Below are 17431 nucleotides of genomic sequence, written 5' to 3'. Positions count from 1 at the left end.
GGGTCGCGAACCGTCCGACAGCGGCAGACCCCAGCGCACTCGACCCCATCGGCACACACACCCAACCCCAAACAGGCACCTCACCTCCCGGGTCCGGGCCCGTCCCCCAGGACACTCGAGTCCCGGCCACCGCCTTCTCCTCGGCGGGCGGTCCGCACTCCGGATCGAGCCCGCGGGTCGCGAACCGTCCGACGGTGGACCCATATCGCGCATTCGACCTCGCCGGCACGCACACCCAGCCCCCGGCGCAGACTTCGCCTTCGAGTTCCGGCGCTGCGGAGCCGAATCACATCCAGCGAGAATCGAACTCGCCGCTCGGCGGACAGGTGTCGCACACGCCCCCCGCAGCGGAGAAACCCGTTCGTGAGCTCGACCCGGTGGACACCAACAGCAGCCCCCCGGCGAGCGTGCCGAGTACCCGGGTTCCCGATACGGCGTCGGTGCCGAGCGGAGTCCCGCAGCCCGACGAACGGCCCGCTCCGGTCGCCGCCCCGCCCCGGGCGAGCGAGTCCAGGCAGTCGGGCGACCCCGGGTATCGCGGTGCGCTCTACGACCTCGGCGTCGCGATGTACCGCCGCGGCGACGAAGAGCAGGCATGCGGACTGTGGGCGCAGGCCTCCGATGCCGGGCACGCGGGTGCCGCCTACGAACTCGGCATGGTTCGGCTGCGGCGCGGCGATCCCGTCGGGGCCGAATCCTGGTGGCGCACCGCCGCCGACCGCCACGAGCCGCGCGCCATCGCCGAACTCGCCGATCTCCTCGACCAGCTCGGCAAGCACGCGGAGGCCAAGTCCTGGCGGGCCTACGCCGCCGAGCGGCAAGACCCGGACGTGGTCGGCCAGTCGACGCCGCGCTGAACTCCACGGTGCCGCATTCGGAAAAGAAGTGGCACACGGCTGGGTGACGGTCGTACGGTGCGGGACATGTGTGGCAGTCCCGGCATGAACGGAGCGTACGCGGTCGGCGCGTGTTACCTCCGGCTGCGTACGGAGGCCCGGGCTCTGCCGGTGCACCGTACCGCTGCGATCTCCTGATCCGTTCGAGCGGAATCCGCGTCGGCGACCGGTAGCGGTCGCCGCACTGTTCGTGCCCTGGCATGGGTCCGGGCGAATCGACCTTCCCGATTCGACCACTCCGTTCGGAGGACACCCATGTCCCGCCATCATTCCCTTTCGCGTGCCCGCGGCAGCGACCCGGCGACCACGCGAAAGCGGCTCTCGCAGAACTTCCTCACCGACGCACGCGCCGCCCGGCTGATCGTGCACGCCTCCGGCGTCACCGCCGACGATCTCGTTCTCGAAGTCGGACCCGGTGACGGCATACTGACCAGGCAATTGCTGACCGTGAGCGGCCGGGTCCGCGCCTACGAGAAGGATCGGCGCTACGCGGCACTGCTGGGCCGCCGATACGCGGACGATCCGCGAATCCAGTTGTACCACCGCGATTTCCGCACGGTGCGCCCGCCTCGGGAGCCGTTCGCCGTCGTGGCCAACGTGCCGTTCGCCATCACTACCGACATCGTGCGCTGGTGCCTGGCCGCGGGCGGGCTCACCTCCGCGACCCTGCTCACCCAGCTCGAATTCGCTCGCAAGCACTCCGGTGATTACGGTTGCTGGACCAAGCTCACCGTCGCCCACTGGCCGACGACGGCGATCGAACTGGGCGCGCGCGTCGGCAGGCACAGTTTCCATCCGGTTCCGCGAGTCGATGCCGCCGTCCTGCGGTTGCGCAACCGGCCCGAGCCGCTGGTGCCGCGCGAGCAGCTCGGCGCTTACCGCAGGCTGGTCGAGTTGGGTTTCTCCGGAGTAGGGGGAAGCGTGGCCGCGTCGTTGTGGCGGGAGTTTCCCGCCCGCGCCGTTCGCAGCGCCTGCGGGGCGGCCGGGATACCGCTCGAGCAGCCGGTCGGGCTGGTCTCCCCGGATAGCTGGCTCATGCTGTACCGCGCGCTACGCGCCTGAGGGAACCGAACCCGCTACAGGAACGTATCGGATACATTCATGCATCGAGACGTGGACAGGAGCAGCGTGACCAACTTCGGCGACTACCAGAACGAGATCTACTTCCAAGGGCTCGGCGGTGTGCTGCCCGATTTCCCGATGACGTACGCCGACCTGGAAGCCAAGGCCCGGGCGGCGCTGCCACCGGGGATCTGGTCGTACGTCGCGGGCGGAGCCGGCGACGAGCTCACCCAGCGTGCCAATGTGACGGCCTTCGAGAAACTGGGCCTGATCCCGCGCATGTTGCGCGCGAGCAAGACGCGCGACCTCTCGATCGAACTGTTCGGCATGACGCTGCCGACGCCGATCTTCCTGGCCCCGGTCGGCGTGATCGGGCTGTGCGCCCAGGACGGGCACGGCGACATCGCCACCGCCAAGGCCGCGGCGCGCACCGGCGTCCCGATGGTCGCCTCCACCCTCACCGTCGATCCGCTCGAGGACGTGGCGGCGGAGTTCGGCGACACACCCGGGATGTTCCAGCTCTACACCCCCACCGATCGGGATCTCGCGCAGAGCCTGGTCCAGCGGGCGGAAGCGGCGGGATTCAAGGCCATCGTGGTCACGTTGGACACCTGGGTGCCCGGCTGGCGCCCGCGCGATCTGACGGTCTCCAACTTTCCTCAGCTGCGCGGCCACTGCCTGGCCAACTACTTCAGCGATCCGGTCTTCCGAGCCCTGCTGCCCAGCCCACCCGAACAGGATCCGAAAACCGCCATCCTCACCTGGATCTCGCTGTTCGGCAACGCGTTGACCTGGGACGACCTGGCGTGGCTGCGATCGCTGACCGACCTGCCGCTCGTCCTCAAGGGCATCTGCCATCCCGACGACGCACGGCGCGCCAAGGACGCGGGCGTCGACGGCATCTACTGCTCGAATCACGGCGGCAGACAAGCCAATGGCGGCATCCCCGCGATCGAGCATCTGCCGGAGGTGGTCGCGGCGGCCGACGGCCTGCCGGTGCTGTTCGACTCCGGCGTCCGCACCGGCGCCGACATCGTCAAAGCGCTGGCGCTCGGCGCCACGGCCGTCGGCATCGGACGCCCCTACTCCTACGGGCTCGCCCTCGGCGGTGTCGACGGCCTCGTGCACGTGGTGCGTTCGCTGCTCGCCGAGGCCGATCTGCTGATGGCGGTGGACGGCTACCCGACGATCGCCGACCTCGGTCCGGAAGCGATCCGGCGGCTCGCCTGATCCACGCGAAAAACAGCGGACGTCAGGCGAAACGCCCCGCGCGTACGGCTCGCCCGACGACCAGGGCGGGCGGCACGCGCGGGGCGGCTCGAAATCAGGCCGACAGCGGCGTGAAGTCCCGGCTGCCGATGTAGCCCGGTCGCGGCGCGGGCGCGGCGAACGGGTCGACGAGCGTGTTGTGCACGCTGTTGAACACCACGAAGATGTTCGAGCGCGGGAACGGCGTGATGTTGTTCGACGACCCGTGCATCAGGTTGGAGTCGAACAACAGCGCCGAACCCGCCCGGCCGGTGAACTGACTGATCCCGTACCGGTTCGCGAGCGCGGTGATGTCGTCGCTCGTCGGCACGCCGATCTCCTGCTCCTGCAACGACTCCCGGTAATGCTCGGCCGGAGTGCTGCCCAGGCACGGCACGAAGGTGTGGTGCGAGCCCGGCATCACCATGAGACTGCCGTTGATCGGATAGTTGTCGGTCAACGCGATCGACAGGCTCACCGCTCGCGGCGCGGGCATGCCGTCCTCGGCGTGCCAGGTCTCGAAATCGGAGTGCCAGTAGAAACCGGTGCCGCGGAAACCGGGCATGTAGTTCACCCGGCTCTGGTGCACGTACACCGGCGACCCCAGCACCTGTTCGGCCAGGCGGAGCACCTGCGGCTGACGCACCAGTTCGGCGATCGCCTCGCTCAGCTTGTGCACCTCGAAGACCGAACGCACCCGGTTCGACGACTTCTCCACGATGACACGGTCGTCGTCGCGCAGCGCCGGATCGTTCGCCAGCCTGGTGATCTCCTCGCTGTACTCGCCCACTTCCGTGGGCGAGAGCAGCTGATCCAGGATGGCGAACCCATCGGTGTCGAACGAGGCCAGTTCCGGGCTCTCGACCTCCCCCCACACCGCGGGGTCGGCACGCTCCAAGTGCGGAGCGGGCGCGCCGAGACGGGTCGGGTAGCGATCGTAGCGAGCCGTCTCGGGCGGTGTTTCGGTGTGCTGCAGAACCATTGGTGTCCTCAACCTCCGATCGTCGCGGTGACCAGCGGATAGACGCCGTTGCTGTCGTGAACCTCCTGACCGGTGACCGGCGGGTTGAACACGCACATCATCCGCATCGTGGTGCGCACCTCCAAGCGGTGGCGTTCGTGTCCGTCGAGCAGGTACATCGAGCCGGGCGCGAGCTCGTAGGTGACGCCGTTGTCCAGATCGGTGAGCGTGCCCTCGCCTTCGACGAGCCACACGGCCTCTACGTGATTCAAATAGTGGAACTCGTGCACCGTCCCGGCGTCAATGGTGGTCTCGTGGAACGAGAAGCCGACGCCGTCGCCGCCCAGGACGATGCGCTTGCTGCGCCAGCCTCGGCCCGCGACGTCGCGCTCGGTACCGGTGATCTCCGCGGTGCTGCGCACGATCATGCGATCGCCCCCATCCCGCCGCACACCGACTCGACGGCGCCGGTGAGGACGCCGAGCCCCTGGTCGAGTTCCTCGTCGGTGACCGTCAGCGCCGGCAGCAGCTTCACCACCTCGTCGGTCGAGCCGGAGGTCTCCACCAGCAGCCCGCGCTCGAAGGCGATCTGGCAGACCTTGCCCGCCTGTGAGGGATCGTCGAACACCACGCCTTGCACCAGTCCGCGTCCACGGGTCGAGACGCCGGGGAAGTGCGCGGCCAACTCGCCCAAGCTGCGCGCGATCTTCTCCCCCTTGGCCAGGGTCGCGGTCTGCAGGGCGTCGTCGGACCAGTAGTGGCGCAGCGCGGTCGTCGCGGTGACGAACGCCGGGTTGTTGCCGCGGAAGGTGCCGTTGTGCTCACCCGGCGACCACTCGTCCAGCTCCGGCTTGAACAGCACCAGTGCCATGGGCAGGCCGTAGCCGCCGATCGACTTCGACAACGTCACGATGTCGGGCGTGATGCCCGCGATCTCGAAGGAGAAGAACGGTCCGGTACGGCCGCAGCCCATCTGCACGTCGTCGACGATCAACAGGATCTCCCGCTCCGTGCACAGCCCGGCGAGGTGGCGCAGCCACTCCGCGCGGGCGACGTTGACGCCGCCTTCGCCCTGCACCGTCTCCACGATCACCGCGGCCGGGCGGTCGAAGCCCGACGAGGTGTCGTCGAGCACCTTCTCCATCCACTGGAAATCGGCGGTGGTGCCGTCGAAGTAGCCGTCGTAGGGCATGTGCGCGGCGTGCACCAAGGGCACACCGGCGCCCGCGCGCTTGGCGGCGTTGCCGGTGACCGACAGCGCGCCGAGGGTCATGCCGTGGAAGGCGTTGGTGAAACTGACGATGGTCTCGCGGCCGGTGACCTTACGCGCCAGCTTGAGCGCGGCCTCGACCGCGTTGGCGCCGGTCGGGCCGGGGAACTGGACCTTGTAGTCCAGGCCGCGCGGGGTGAAGAGCGTGTCGCGCAACGTCTCCAGCAGTTCGCGCTTGGCTCCGGTCGACATGTCGAGGCCGTGGGTGATGCCGTCGCTCGCGATGTAGTCCAGCAGCGAGCGCTTGAGCACATCGTTGTTGTGCCCATAGTTCAGGGCACCGGCGCCCGCGAAGAAGTCCAGGTAGTCCTTGCCTTCTTCGTCGCGCAACCAGCTGCCCTTCGCCGTGGTGAACACGGTGGGCCACGCGCGGCAGTAACCGCGCACGTTCGACTCCAGACTCTCGAAAACGGTGGTGTCCGCGTTGATCATCGGTGATCCTCCTCGGTGGTGCGGGCGGTCGGGGCGATGCGATACAGGTCTTCGGGTGCGTGGCTGTCGGGGAAGACGCCCGCGTCGAACAAGTGGCGCTTGGTCACCTCGGCGCCGCGCGCAGCGGCCACCGACGTGAACAGCGCGATGGAACCGGCGTTGTCCGGCGAGATGGTGGTTTCGAGCACTGAAACTCCCTGAGCCGCGACGCTGTTGAGCAACGTGTGGAGCAGCTCGGCACCGATGCCGCGGCCGCGCTGCGCGCGGTCCACCGCGATCTGCCAGACGAAGACGGTGTCGGGCGCCTGCGGACGGACGAATCCGATCACGTATCCGACGACGCGACCGTCGGATTCGGCGACCACCGAGGTTCCGGCGAAGTCCCGGCACCACATCAGGTACGCGTAGCTCGAATTGACGTCCAGCACCGCGGAATTCTTCGCGATGCGCCACATCGGGGCGCCGTCGCCCAAGCGGGGCGTGCGCAGGACCACGGCGGGTCCGGCGCTTCTCCGAGACGGGGTGGCCCCCAGAGCGGCCGCGGCGTTCCCGACGCGCGATCGCTCGATCTCCGCTGGGGACAGGGTTGGCGATGACATACAACTCCCTCGTCTGATCAGCAGTACTTATCCAGGCTTGCGAAGCGACTTTGAGGTGAACCTGTCGACTTCTTTACGGTCGTATTACGGATGGATGTCGCCGAGCCGGGGCAACCGCACGACGAATCGCGCGCCGCCGCCGGGACGGTCGGTGCAGTGCACCCCGCCACCGTGCGTGGCGACCGTCTCGGCGACCAGCGCCAATCCGATCCCCGTCCCGTCCGGCGAGCGGCGGCCGCTGCGGGCGGTGGCGAATCGTTCGAAGATCCGGTCGCGGTCCGCGGCGGGGACGCCGGGGCCCGCGTCGTCGACGGTGAGCACCGCGTCGGTGCCGTCGCGGTCGATGCCGACCGCGACCACACCGCCGCCGTGCCGGTCGGCGTTGTGCAGCAGGTTGGCCACCGCGCGCTCCAGTTCGACCTTGCGGCCGCGCACGGTGACGTCCTGGCGCACCGTGAGCAGCTCGCCCGGATAACGACGGTCGCTCAGCGTGTGCACCAGCAGGTCGCGCACCGACAGCGGCTCGGCGTCGCCGTGATGCATGCCCGCTTCCACCCGCGCCAGGGCGAGCAGATCGTCCAACAGTTTGCGCAGGTGCTCGACCTCGGCGGTGACCAGGCCGAGCGCCCGTTGCGAACGTTCCGGCAGATCGCCGCGGTGCCGGTTGAGCACGTCGACGCTGGCCATCAGGGTGGTGAGGGGCGTGCGCAGCTCGTGGCTGACGTCACCGAAGAGCCGGTGTTCGCGCTCGATGCGCCGTTGCAGCGAGTCCACCATGGTGTTGAACGACTCGACGGTGATCGCCAGATCCTGGTCCCCGGTCGCGGGCAACCGCTGGTCGAGATCACCGGAGGCGATCCGCGCGGCGGTGCCCGCAAGCTGATGCAGCGGGGTCAGCACCCGCCTGCTCGCCCACCAGCCGACCGCCGCGCCGATCAGGGTGACCACGACGGCGCAGCAGATGAGCACGTTGCGCAGCAGATCGAGATCCGCGTTGAGATCTCCCGGCGATTCGCTGCCCGCGTGTGTTCGCTGCGCTTCCAGGTAGCCGCGGCTGATCACGAAGACCGAAACGACCAGTACCAGCGACATCAGCGCGGCGATCGTCGCGAAGACGGCGGTCACCCGGGCGCGAAGGCTCCAGGCGTTCGGATTCCAGCGTTCGGCGTCGGAGCAGCGTTCAGCGGCGCACATCGAGGCGATAGCCGAGTCCGCGCACCGTCACCACGATGCGCGGATCGGACGGATCCCGCTCGATCTTCGTGCGCAAGCGGCGCATGTGCACGTCCACGATGCGTTCGTCGCCGAAAAACCCACGGTCCCAAACACGTTCGAGCAGCGCCGTGCGGCTGAGCACCCGGCCCGGCGTCTCGGCCAGCTCACACAGCAAACGGAATTCGGTGAGCGTCAGCCTGATCTCCTCGTCACCGCGGCGCACCACCCCGCTGTCCTGCGCGAGGACCAGCGGAGCCGTGTCGTCTGCCTCGAGCACCATCTCCTGCGGCGTCTCCCGTTCGGCGGTCAGCCGGAAGCGGCGGCGCACCGCGCGCATACGAGCGGTGATCTCCTTGATTTCGAACGGCTTGGTCACGAAATCGTCGGCACCCGCCTCCAGGGCGGCCACCACGTCGTGGGTGTCGTCGCGAGCGCTGACCACGATGATCGGGACGTCATGGTCGCGGCGGATCTCCCGGATACACTCGAACCCGTCCATGCCGCCGAGCATCAGATCGACGATCATCACATCGGGAACACCGTTGCTGCGCAGATGAGTGAGCGCGTCTTCGGCTTCCTCCGCCTCGTCGACGTCGTATCCCTCGTCTTCCATAGCGAGCCGTAAGGCACCGCGGACCCGGTCGTCGTCTTCCACGATCATCAGGTTTGCGCTCAAGACCTTATCCCTTGCAGACATGCGGAAGCGCGTCACGATGCGGACAACCGCATCCCCATACCGACGCGACCTTCCGCTTTTCGAGCAACCTTTGCTCGGCTTCGAGTACCCCTGTGCCCGGCCGGTAAACGTCCGGCAGACCGATGTGGGGCCTCTTGGTTGTTCCATCGACGCTATACGCCCGCCCGACTCGGGCAGCACCGGGGCGGCAGAGGAACTCGCCTTCCGCGCACCGCGGCACGACGCCGAGAACGAGACCGACCGCGAAAAGTGCACGGTAACAGACTTTTTCGAATAAGCGATCGCATCGGGCGGGGTCGGCGCGAACCGCAGGGCCGACAACAGATTTCGCGAGGCGATCGTGCCGTGCGTCACATTGCTTCCGATGCGCCGATCACGGGCGCACGACCGTGACCGGTCTCACGACTAATCCAGCGGCCGCCCGGCTATCGCGGCGGCTCCAAACGGTTGAAGTTGCTCGGCGGATCATCGGTGCCGCGCTCCACGTACCAGAAGCGAAGTTTCCTGGCATCGAAGGTGGCGAACCACTCTTCCCACCGCACCGGGCGCAGCACGGCGCCCCCGTACCCGGGAAAGTCGAATCGCAACACCCCGAGCCGTCCGTCGTGCTCGCTGCCCGGCACTGTCGCGGGCCGGGCTCCGCGCTGGGCGGCCCAGCGGCGGATGACATCGTGGTTCCTGGTGACGGAGATCCCTCGGGACTGGATCGACGCCCCCGGCCCACCCGGTCCGAACCGCGGATTCCGGGTGCCTGGGCGGCGCTGGTCGGTCATGACGAGCTCCTCGAGCCATCGGCATCTGTTGTCCGGTTCCTGTCTAACTACCCGTTGGGCCTGTTACGCAAACTGGTCGGCCGAACCGTGGCTGCCGCACGAACCGGTTGGCGCCGTGATCGGTGGGTAACCGGCCGATGATCGGCCGGACGAAGCGCGGTCGCCGCCGTAGCGCACGCCGATCACCCGAACGAGGAGGAGTTCGCATGTCCACCGACAGCGCGACACAGCCGGTCCCGCCCACGCCCGAGCCGGACCCCGTACCGCCCATCCCGGAACCGGATCCCGTACCGCCGATTCCCGAGCCGGACCCCATTCCGGAGCCCAATCCTGTTCCGCCGGAACCTGATCCGCATCCGCTGCCACCGGTGCCAGGCCCCGCGCCACGTCCGCCGGTACCAGGACCGGCGCCGACGCCCCCCGTGCCGGATCCCGGCCGCCCTTCGCCGGACCCCGGTCTGCCCGGGCCGTCGCCGGACCCGGCCCCGCCGAATCCGGTGTAACGGGCCGACGTCAGTCCCGCAGCGCCTGCTCGCGCAGCGCGTTCAAGGTCCGGGAAAGAATGCGCGAAACGTGCATCTGGGAGACTCCGAGCCGCTCGGCGATCTGATTCTGCGTCAACGACTCGAAGAAGCGCATGGTCAGCACCTGACGCTCACGCTCGGGAAGTTCGCCGAGCAGCGGTTCGACCGCCATCACGTCCTCGACCAGGTGATAGGAGGGCTCTTCGGCGCCGAGGCTGTCCAGTAGCGGCTGCGCGGTGTTCTCGGCGTCCTCACCGGCGGCCGCGTCGATGGACGACGACTGGTAGGCGTTGCCCGCGATCAGCGCTTGGGTCACCTCCACGAGCTCGACATCCAGCTCGGCCGCGATCTCCCTGGCGCGTGGCATCCGGCCCAGTCGCTGGGACAGCGTTTCGACGGTCGGACCGATACTCAGCTGGATCTCCTTGGTCCGGCGGGGCACCCGCACCGCCCAGGTGTTGTCCCGGAAGTGCCGCCGGACCTCGCCCATGATCGTGGGCACGGCGAAGGACAGGAACGACGATCCGCGCGTGACGTCGAAACGGTCCGCTGCCTGCACCAACCCCAGGCGGGCCACTTGCAGCAGGTCGTCGAAGTTCTCGCCGCGCCCGGCGAACTTGCGGGCGATGTGCTCGGCCAGCGGCAGGCATCGTTCGATCAGCTCCCGACGCATCGGCGCACGTCGTGGATCGCCGGGATCCAGCGCGGCGATCTTCTCGAACAGCGGCTCGATGTTGTCGTAGGTATCCCCGCGCGACCTCGGCTCACCCGCCATTCGGCGCACCTCGCACCCAGCTGAAGTCGATCACTGTCGGATATCCGCCGAGCACACTGTCGTAGGAGCCCTGCGCGGCGGCGATCGAATCGGTCAGCGTGCGTACGATGTGCCAGCCGAGCCCGGCGTGCCCGAGCACCGACTCGGTGACCGCCACCGAGGAGACGTGCACGAACATCTTGCCGTCGTCATAGGTGAACTCGCAGTCGATCGTCGAGCCAACGGCGGCGTCGATGATGAGCGAGGTCGCCACCTCGTCGAGCGCGAGCCGGATATCGGTCACCTCGTCCAAGGCGAAGTCCGCGATGAGGGCGACTGTCTCGGCGAGCGCGCGGAGCATGGTCAACTGTTCCAGCCGAGCGGGCACCCGTACACCGACTGTCGTCGTATCGGTCGAGGATCGGGAAGTCGACTCCCCCATTTGCCCATCACCACCTTGTCCTCACAGCCACTCCACTGCGGCCTGCATACCGCCGCCGAGTTCTCCTTCTCAGCCACCGGAACACCGCGGACGCCACGGACTGTGGAGCGGAATATCGCCGCGTTCCTCGTCCGGGACGTACCCGCCGGGATGGGATCGAAACGCCGGTCAGTCGCCGTCGATGCGCTCGTGGGCGGTGAGCAGCAGATGATCGAATTCGGTGCGCAGGCCTACCGTGACGCCGGCCAGCCCGGGCAGATCGGCGACCAGCCGCGCGGCCAGTTTGCGCAGTTTGACGTTGGTCTCCTGCGATCGCCAGCTCAGCACACGGAACGCCTGCTCGGGGCCGACGCCGTAGATCAGCATGAGCGCGCCCTTCGCCTGCTCGATCACCGCTCGGGCGGCGTACAACTCGGGCAGGGCGTCGTCCAGCGTCTCCTGCCGGTGCTCCTCGAGGGTGTCGGTGACGTCGATGTAGTAGCCGGAGGTGCCCACCACCAGCCCCGAGTCGTCGATCATCCGGTCGGCGACCAGGACCACGTGGTGGACCGCGCCGGCGGTGTCGATGATGCGATGGCGACTGGAGAACGGTTCCGCGTCGGCGATCGACCGCGCCAAGGCGCTGGCCACCGCTTCGCGATCGTCCGGGTGCTTGTGCTTCAGCAACAACTCCGTGGTCGGCGTCACCTTCCCCACCGCGTAACCGTGCATCGACGCGACCTCGTCCGACCATTCCCAACGCTGGTCGGCGAACCAGAAACGGAAACTGCCGACACTTTGCGGCCTTCCGGTACCGATCACCTGGTCCAGCGCGAGGGCATTCTCGGGCTGGACCGACCTGCTTTCACTCACCGCTGAAGTATCCGATGCCGACGCGCGCGGTGTGACCGGATCGGGAGCGGTCACACCGGCGAGCACCGGCCTTGGGCGACAGTCTCCGGCTCAGGCGTCCAAAGCTGTGCGCATGGACTGGTAGCGGGGGAACAACGACCGCACGCCGGTCACCTCGAGTGCCCGCTCGACTCCCGGTCCGCCCACGACGATGCGCAGGTCCGGACGACCCAACCCCTCTCTGCGCAGCGCACCGAGCCGCACGGCCGCGCGCAGACTCAAGAACCTCGCCGCTCGCAGATCGATCACGACGGCATCGCACGGTGACTGCAACGCACGCTCGACCGTCTCGAAGAATTCGGCGGACACGGCGGCGTCCAACTCGCCTTCGACCCGGACCACCACGCATTCGCGACGGCGGTCCACCCGCTGTGCCCACAACCGGTTGTCCCGACGACGTCCCGGTCCCGAACCATTGAGATGCACGCCCTCGGCGTGGTCCCGTAGCAGAGAAATGGCAGACAAGTCGAACCTCCCGTGTAGGGGGTATCCAGTCCTCCGCGACGGCCGGAGAGGGCAGCGCGCGAATCGGTTGCCGTGCCGTCCCATCGACCGGCTGCGCCGAATGCGTCGAACCGGGGTCGGCTGTGATCTCAACCTCCCTACAGTGTGGCACGGCCGACCCCTTCCCGACAGCGTTCGGTAGGAGAACGTGACCCGCCGCCGGAGGGCCCGCGACCGGGACGAACCGACCGTTCGGCTGGGAATGTGACCGCTGACGTGGGGTTTCATCGGGCCGGCCGCGGGCATATACCGAACATATTCCCGAACGTCACGCGATGCCGGTCGTAGGGCAACCGCGCGTATCCGCGCGTCCGGATGCCGCCCGCGACGAGAACGGAGCACCCGGTGAAGATTGCCATGGTTTCCGAAGATGCCAGCCCGCTCGCCGAAGGCAGCCCCGCCGACGGGGGCGGCCGCGGCGCCTATGTAGCGGAGTTGTCGGCCGCCTATGCCCGCCGGGGCCACGACGTGACGGTTTATACCCGACGTATCAGTCCGCACGCCCCGGCCGAGTTGCTCGCCGACGGCGGCTATCGCGTGGTGCACGTCGCGGCCGGACCGCCCAACCCCTTGCCGAGCGACCGCACCCTGCCCTACCTCGGTGACTTCGGCACCGTTCTGCGACGGCACTGGGGTGCCGATCGGCCCGACATCGTGCACGCGCACTACTGGAAGTCCGGGCTCGCCGCCGAACTGGCCTCCCGCGCCCACGGCATCCCGGTGGTGCTGACCTTCCACGGGCTCGGCACCGTGCAGCGGCGCTGCGAAGGTCTCGCCGACCCGAGCCCACGCTCGCGGATCCGGTTCGAGCGGCTCATCGCGACGCGGGCGGCGCATGTGGTGGCGACCTGCTCCGACGAGGTCGGGGAGCTGGCCAGGATGGGCGTGCCGCGCTTCCGTACCTCGATCGTGCCGCACGGGGTCGACCTCACGAGGTTCACCCCGGAGGGCGCGGCCGCCGATCGGCATGCCACGCACCGACTGCTCGCGGCCGGAGAGTTGGTGCGCCGCAGCGGATTCGACCCCCTTATCGGAGCGCTGGCGGAGCTGCCGGACACCGAGCTGGTGATCGTCGGCGGCCCCGCCGCCGACGACGAGGACGACGCCGAAGGCCGCAGGCTGCGCCGCATCGCATCGGATCATGGTGTGCGAGAACGGCTTCGATTGACCGGACCGGTCACGCGGCCGACCCTGCCCCGGCTGTACCGCTCCGCCGACGTCGTGCTCTGCACGCCCTGGTACGAGCCGTTCGGCCGGGTGGCGCTGGAGGCTATGGCCTGCGGGAAGCCGGTGATCGCCACGGCTGTCGGCGGCCTGCTGGATACCGTGGTCGACGGCGTCACGGGACGATTCGTCGCTCCGCCCGAACCCGCTGCCATCGTGCGGGCGGTGCGCCCGCTCCTGGCGGACTCGACGTTGCGCGAAACCTGGGGCGCGGCAGCCTATCAGCGGGCGGCGAGCCGCAATTCCTGGGATCGGGTCGCGGTCGAGACGCTCAGCGCCTACCACCGCGGCGCCCCCGCTCACGCGGGCGAGGTCGTCTCCTGGGCGCGGTGAATCAGTAGTGCTCGGCGCGGACGTCCTCGGACGCGCTGCGCCAGCGCCAGGGGGCGACGAGCCATGTCGACACGAACAACGCGACGGCGGCGATACCGGTCACCACCGCCGCTGCCGTGCCCGTCACATAGTCGACCACGAGAACCACCGCGCCGATCAACGCGAGACCCAGCAGTGCGACGCCGGCCATCGCGCACCGGTGCGCCGCCCAGACGACATTGCCCAGCCGGTGCCTGCGGAACAGGATCCGATGCCAGGACACCGGCGCGATCAGGAACACCGTCGCCCCCAGCACAGCAGCCAAAGTGGCGAGGTACAGCGCTCGCAAGCCCGGCGCCAGCGTGCCGAACGACGCCTGGAACGGCAGCACCAGCAACGCCCCGAACAGGAATTGCACACCGGTCTGGACAACGCGCAACTCTTGGATCAGGCTCGCCCAGTTCCGGTCCAGTCGTTCCAGCTCGGTCTCGCCGCGCGCACGGCGGGCCCAGTCGTCGTCCTCACCCTCGGGCACGCGCGGCCTCCCGGCGGTTGCGTTTCTTGATCGCCTCGACGAGTTCGTCCTTGCTCATCCGCGAGCGCCCGGTGACCTCGAGTCGCCGGGCGACCTCCAGCAGGTGTTGTTTCGACGCGTTGGCATCGACGCCTTCGGCCGTCTCACCTCGCGCGTCCGGCCCGTGTTGCTTGGCGCGTTCGTCCGAGGGACCGCGGTGCGCCTTGGGCTCCCAGTGGTCGCCGACTTTCTCGTAGCTGTGCTTCAGCGCGGCATAGGCGACGCGGTGGGCGCGCTGTTCGTTCCCGTCGTACTGCTCCAGCGCGGCGTCGTGCGCCTCGGCGAAGGTGCGCTGCGCCTTCTCCTCCGACCGCTTCAGCGTGCTCGGCAACTCGGACTTCTTCACATCGCCGCGCGCTGTCGTCTTGGGCATGTGTCGCTCCTTCCCTGCTCGCGAGGTTGGTCCGAAGTGGTCCGAAAGCCCGGTGCCGGGCCGCATCGGGCCCTCCGGATATCCGGACGCATACCCGGTGAAACGTCGATTAACCCGGTGTCCGCCGGGTACCACCGCTGCATGGCCGTTACCACCGATCAGCTGCTGCATGCGCTCACCCGCACGGTGAACGCCTTGGCGGCGACAGACATCCGATTCGCGGTGGCGGGCGGCTGCGCGGTCTACGCCCGTGGCGGCCCCACCTCCCAGCACGACGTGGACATCTTCGTCAAACCGGCCGACAGCGGGCGGGCGATCCAAACGCTGGCCCGTGCGGGGCTGCGGGTGTGCGACCCGCCGGAGAACTGGCTACGCAAGGTCTACGCCGACGACATCCTGGTGGACGTCATCCACCGCCCGAACGATCGCGAGGTGACCGACGAACTGCTCGACCGGGCCACCGAGATGCGGATCGGGCCCGCCAAGGCCCCGGTGATCAGCGGTACCGACCTGATGATCGACAAGATGCTCGTCTTCGACGCGCACCGCCTTGATCTCAGCCCGATTCTGCACATCGCGCGCGACCTGCGCGAACAGGTCGACTGGGAGGTGGTGCGCGAGCAGACCAAGGCCTCGCCCTACGCGCGGGCCTTCCTGGGCCTGCTGGACGATCTCGGCATCACCCGCACCGGAAAGGTGGAGTAGATGGAGCAGCCGCAATACCTGGTCGCACGATTGCGCCGGGCGCTGGCCGAGGATCCCCGCACCGCCGAACTCGGTGTGCAGGTGACCATTCGCGGCGACGTCGTGGTGCTGTGCGGCGAGGTGAGCAGCGAGAACTGCAAACAGCAGATGGAAACCGTCGTGCGCGAACAGCTTCCGCACGCTCGGATCCACAACGACGTCCATGTCACCCGTCCCACGGCGCCCGTCGAAACCGAGACGCTGGAGCCGGACGGATCCGAAAGGAGTTGAGCGGCATGCGGATAGCCGCGGTCGGTGACGTACATCTCGGCGTGGATTCGCGCGGCCAATGGCGGGAGGCACTGGACGGACTGTCCGCGCGAGCGGATGTGCTCCTGCTGGCGGGCGACCTGACGCGCCACGGCGCCGTCGACGAAGGCCGGGTGGTCGCGGAGGAGTTCGCCGACCTGGGCGTGCCGGTCGTCGCCGTCCTGGGCAACCACGACTATCACAGCGACGCCGATCAGGAGATCAGCGCCGTGCTGGCCGACCACGGCATCACGGTGCTGGAAGGCACTTCGGTGACGTTGCACCTCGACGGGAGCACGCTCGGGGTCGCGGGCACGAAAGGCTTCGGCGGCGGCTTCGCGGGCAAGTGCGCAAGCGTCTTCGGTGAACCCCTGATGCGCGAATTCGCCGGGCACACCGTGGACGTGGCCGCCGCACTCGGCGATGCGCTGGCGAATCTGCACACCGACGTCACCGTCGCGCTCACGCACTACTCCCCGATCAGCGACACCCTGCACGGCGAGCCGAGGGAGATCTATCCGTTCCTCGGCTCCTACCTGCTCGGCGAGGCGATCGATGAACACGGCGCCGACCTGGCGTTGCACGGCCATGCGCACGCGGGCACCGAGCGCGGCACCACTCCGGGCGGCATCCGGGTGCGCAATGTCGCCCAGCCGGTGATCCGAGCGGCGTACGCGGTCTACGACATGCACCCGGCCGCGGTCTGAGTAGGGCCGGACTCAGAAGTCGGTCGAGATCGCCTCCACGGTGCTGCCCGACTGGGTGTTCTCGACGGTGGTGGCCACGTCGGCCTGCGCGATGATTCCGACCAGCTTGCCTTTCTCCAGTACCGGCACGCGGCGCACCTGATGCTGCGACATCACCGACATCACCTTGCGTACGTCGTCGTCGGCTTCGACGGTGACCAATTCCTCGCCCCCGAGTTCGCCCGCGTCGACGCCGAGCGGGTCCTTACGCTGGGCGATCACCTTCACGACGATGTCGCGATCGGTGAGCATTCCTTTCAGCTTGTCGTCCTCACCGCAAATGGGTAAGGCGCCGACGTTCAACTCCGCCATGCGCTGCGCGGCCGCAACCACCGTGTCGCTGGAGCGGACACACTCCACGTTCGGGGTCATGATGTCCCGTGCTGTTGTCATCGGGATCCTCCTGAACTTCTCGCGGGTACGAGCGGCCCGGAACAGGGTCGCTCGCTGACGTCCTACCCCCGTTTCGGATCCCTTAACGCGGGCATCCGACCGGTATGGCCGCCCAGGACGGCCCGCTCGCAACGCCGCGGGCCGCGGGTTGTCCGCGCACCGAAATCGTTGCCGCTCAGCAGAAAGGACATCCGATGCTGCCAGCACCGAACGAGCCGACCGCGGGATCCGGTGCCGGAGACGCACCCCGGACCCACGCGTTTCCGGACGACACCCGCACCATTCGGACACACGCCGGAGAATCCATCGAGGACGCCCGGAACTGGCCGGGCATCATCCTGGTCGCGGTGGGCATCGTGGCCATGGCCCTGACGCTCACCGCCGCCGGGTACGGATTCGCGGGGTGGGCGGTGGTGGCGGGCATCGTCAGCGGCGTCTGCATCATCGCGGGCGTCTTGGTGATCGTCGCCGAGCACCGCCGGATCAAGGCGCGAGAAGGCAAGCGGCTGCGGGACGCCGCCGGTCACTGATCCTCGCCCGATCGCGTG

At 68.6% G+C, this 17431-nt stretch carries 22 protein-coding genes; 8 read left to right on the top strand and 14 right to left on the bottom strand.

Annotated elements, in window-relative coordinates; translation table 11 throughout:
- Nucleotides 1-194: 194 nt before the first annotated feature.
- The 3 genes from ABZ824_RS25510 to ABZ824_RS25500 all read left to right on the top strand — a co-directional run bounded on the left by ABZ824_RS25510 (nt 195) and on the right by ABZ824_RS25500 (nt 3188).
- On the top strand, nt 195-857 hold the full coding sequence (locus tag ABZ824_RS25510) for a hypothetical protein (RefSeq protein ID WP_356965715.1): 663 nt from the start codon (nt 195-197) through the stop codon (nt 855-857).
- 294 nt (nt 858-1151) lie between these two features.
- Nucleotides 1152-1958 carry a 23S ribosomal RNA methyltransferase Erm gene (erm, locus tag ABZ824_RS25505; protein ID WP_356965713.1) on the top strand — a complete coding sequence of 269 codons (807 nt, stop codon included), beginning with the start codon at nt 1152-1154 and terminating at the stop codon, nt 1956-1958.
- Between the two features lie 66 nt (nt 1959-2024).
- Entirely contained in the window at nt 2025-3188 is a 1164-nt protein-coding gene (locus ABZ824_RS25500; RefSeq protein WP_356965711.1) for a lactate 2-monooxygenase, read from the top strand.
- A 94-nt stretch (nt 3189-3282) separates the two neighbouring features.
- Here ABZ824_RS25500 and thpD read toward each other — a convergent pair whose 3' ends face one another.
- The 11 genes from thpD to ABZ824_RS25445 form a co-directional block, all read right to left on the bottom strand.
- Nucleotides 3283-4188 (bottom strand): ectoine hydroxylase, encoded by a 906-nt coding sequence (gene thpD / locus ABZ824_RS25495; RefSeq protein WP_356965709.1) that lies wholly within the window; start codon nt 4186-4188, stop codon nt 3283-3285.
- A gap of 8 nt (nt 4189-4196) precedes the next feature.
- Nucleotides 4197-4595 carry an ectoine synthase gene (locus tag ABZ824_RS25490; protein ID WP_355075269.1) on the bottom strand — a complete coding sequence of 133 codons (399 nt, stop codon included), beginning with the start codon at nt 4593-4595 and terminating at the stop codon, nt 4197-4199.
- The gene (gene ectB, locus ABZ824_RS25485; protein ID WP_356965707.1) at nt 4592-5869 is read right to left on the bottom strand and encodes a diaminobutyrate--2-oxoglutarate transaminase; all 1278 of its coding nucleotides are present in this window, start codon (nt 5867-5869) and stop codon (nt 4592-4594) included. The genes ABZ824_RS25490 and ectB overlap by 4 nt, the downstream gene beginning before the upstream one ends.
- Nucleotides 5866-6468 carry a diaminobutyrate acetyltransferase gene (gene ectA, locus ABZ824_RS25480; RefSeq protein ID WP_355075265.1) on the bottom strand — a complete coding sequence of 201 codons (603 nt, stop codon included), beginning with the start codon at nt 6466-6468 and terminating at the stop codon, nt 5866-5868. Before ectA ends, ectB begins: the two co-directional genes overlap by 4 nt.
- Before the next feature lie 84 nt (nt 6469-6552).
- Complete coding sequence (locus tag ABZ824_RS25475; RefSeq protein WP_356965705.1) at nt 6553-7662, bottom strand: HAMP domain-containing sensor histidine kinase; 1110 nt, start codon at nt 7660-7662, stop codon at nt 6553-6555.
- Nucleotides 7649-8359, bottom strand: a complete 711-nt coding sequence (locus ABZ824_RS25470; protein WP_355075261.1) for a response regulator transcription factor — start codon at nt 8357-8359, stop codon at nt 7649-7651. Before ABZ824_RS25470 ends, ABZ824_RS25475 begins: the two co-directional genes overlap by 14 nt.
- A gap of 446 nt (nt 8360-8805) precedes the next feature.
- A complete protein-coding gene (locus ABZ824_RS25465; protein ID WP_356965703.1) occupies nt 8806-9153 on the bottom strand; it encodes a hypothetical protein in 348 nt (115 codons plus the stop codon).
- Between the two features lie 513 nt (nt 9154-9666).
- Nucleotides 9667-10452 carry an RNA polymerase sigma factor SigF gene (locus ABZ824_RS25460; RefSeq protein WP_355075257.1) on the bottom strand — a complete coding sequence of 262 codons (786 nt, stop codon included), beginning with the start codon at nt 10450-10452 and terminating at the stop codon, nt 9667-9669.
- Nucleotides 10442-10873 (bottom strand): anti-sigma factor, encoded by a 432-nt coding sequence (locus ABZ824_RS25455; RefSeq protein ID WP_355075255.1) that lies wholly within the window; start codon nt 10871-10873, stop codon nt 10442-10444. Before ABZ824_RS25455 ends, ABZ824_RS25460 begins: the two co-directional genes overlap by 11 nt.
- A gap of 168 nt (nt 10874-11041) precedes the next feature.
- Nucleotides 11042-11725, bottom strand: coding sequence for a PAS and ANTAR domain-containing protein (locus ABZ824_RS25450; protein WP_356965700.1), 684 nt, complete (start codon nt 11723-11725; stop codon nt 11042-11044).
- A gap of 90 nt (nt 11726-11815) precedes the next feature.
- Nucleotides 11816-12229 carry an STAS domain-containing protein gene (locus ABZ824_RS25445; protein WP_355075253.1) on the bottom strand — a complete coding sequence of 138 codons (414 nt, stop codon included), beginning with the start codon at nt 12227-12229 and terminating at the stop codon, nt 11816-11818.
- Nucleotides 12230-12625: 396 nt separating this feature from the next.
- On the opposite strand from ABZ824_RS25445, the gene ABZ824_RS25440 reads away from it, so the two are divergent.
- Nucleotides 12626-13825 carry a glycosyltransferase gene (locus ABZ824_RS25440; RefSeq protein WP_356965698.1) on the top strand — a complete coding sequence of 400 codons (1200 nt, stop codon included), beginning with the start codon at nt 12626-12628 and terminating at the stop codon, nt 13823-13825.
- 1 nt (nt 13826) lies between these two features.
- Here ABZ824_RS25440 and ABZ824_RS25435 read toward each other — a convergent pair whose 3' ends face one another.
- Nucleotides 13827-14339 (bottom strand): DUF6328 family protein, encoded by a 513-nt coding sequence (locus ABZ824_RS25435; RefSeq protein WP_355075250.1) that lies wholly within the window; start codon nt 14337-14339, stop codon nt 13827-13829.
- Nucleotides 14326-14751, bottom strand: a complete 426-nt coding sequence (locus ABZ824_RS25430) for a ChaB family protein (protein WP_355075248.1) — start codon at nt 14749-14751, stop codon at nt 14326-14328. Before ABZ824_RS25430 ends, ABZ824_RS25435 begins: the two co-directional genes overlap by 14 nt.
- A 141-nt stretch (nt 14752-14892) precedes the next feature.
- Between ABZ824_RS25430 and ABZ824_RS25425 the strand changes: the two genes are divergently transcribed.
- From ABZ824_RS25425 to ABZ824_RS25415, 3 genes are read left to right on the top strand one after another with little or no spacing between them, the layout of a single operon-like run.
- Nucleotides 14893-15456 carry a nucleotidyltransferase family protein gene (locus tag ABZ824_RS25425; RefSeq protein WP_355075246.1) on the top strand — a complete coding sequence of 188 codons (564 nt, stop codon included), beginning with the start codon at nt 14893-14895 and terminating at the stop codon, nt 15454-15456.
- The gene (locus ABZ824_RS25420; protein WP_355075244.1) at nt 15457-15726 is read left to right on the top strand and encodes a BON domain-containing protein; all 270 of its coding nucleotides are present in this window, start codon (nt 15457-15459) and stop codon (nt 15724-15726) included.
- A gap of 5 nt (nt 15727-15731) precedes the next feature.
- A complete protein-coding gene (locus ABZ824_RS25415; protein ID WP_356965695.1) occupies nt 15732-16451 on the top strand; it encodes a metallophosphoesterase in 720 nt (239 codons plus the stop codon).
- Between the two features lie 12 nt (nt 16452-16463).
- Here the strand turns inward: ABZ824_RS25415 and ABZ824_RS25410 are convergent, their stop codons facing one another.
- A complete protein-coding gene (locus tag ABZ824_RS25410; protein WP_355075241.1) occupies nt 16464-16883 on the bottom strand; it encodes a CBS domain-containing protein in 420 nt (139 codons plus the stop codon).
- A 194-nt stretch (nt 16884-17077) separates the two neighbouring features.
- Between ABZ824_RS25410 and ABZ824_RS25405 the strand changes: the two genes are divergently transcribed.
- Nucleotides 17078-17413: a hypothetical protein gene (locus ABZ824_RS25405; RefSeq protein WP_356965693.1), complete on the top strand. Its 336-nt coding sequence runs from the start codon at nt 17078-17080 to the stop codon at nt 17411-17413.
- Nucleotides 17414-17431: the final 18 nt, after the last annotated feature.

The organism is Nocardia sp. NPDC047038 (genome assembly GCF_040644075.1).
GTDB classification, from domain to species: Bacteria; Actinomycetota; Actinomycetes; order Mycobacteriales; family Mycobacteriaceae; genus Nocardia; species Nocardia sichangensis.
This window is presented reverse-complemented; position numbering and strand designations above follow the sequence as displayed.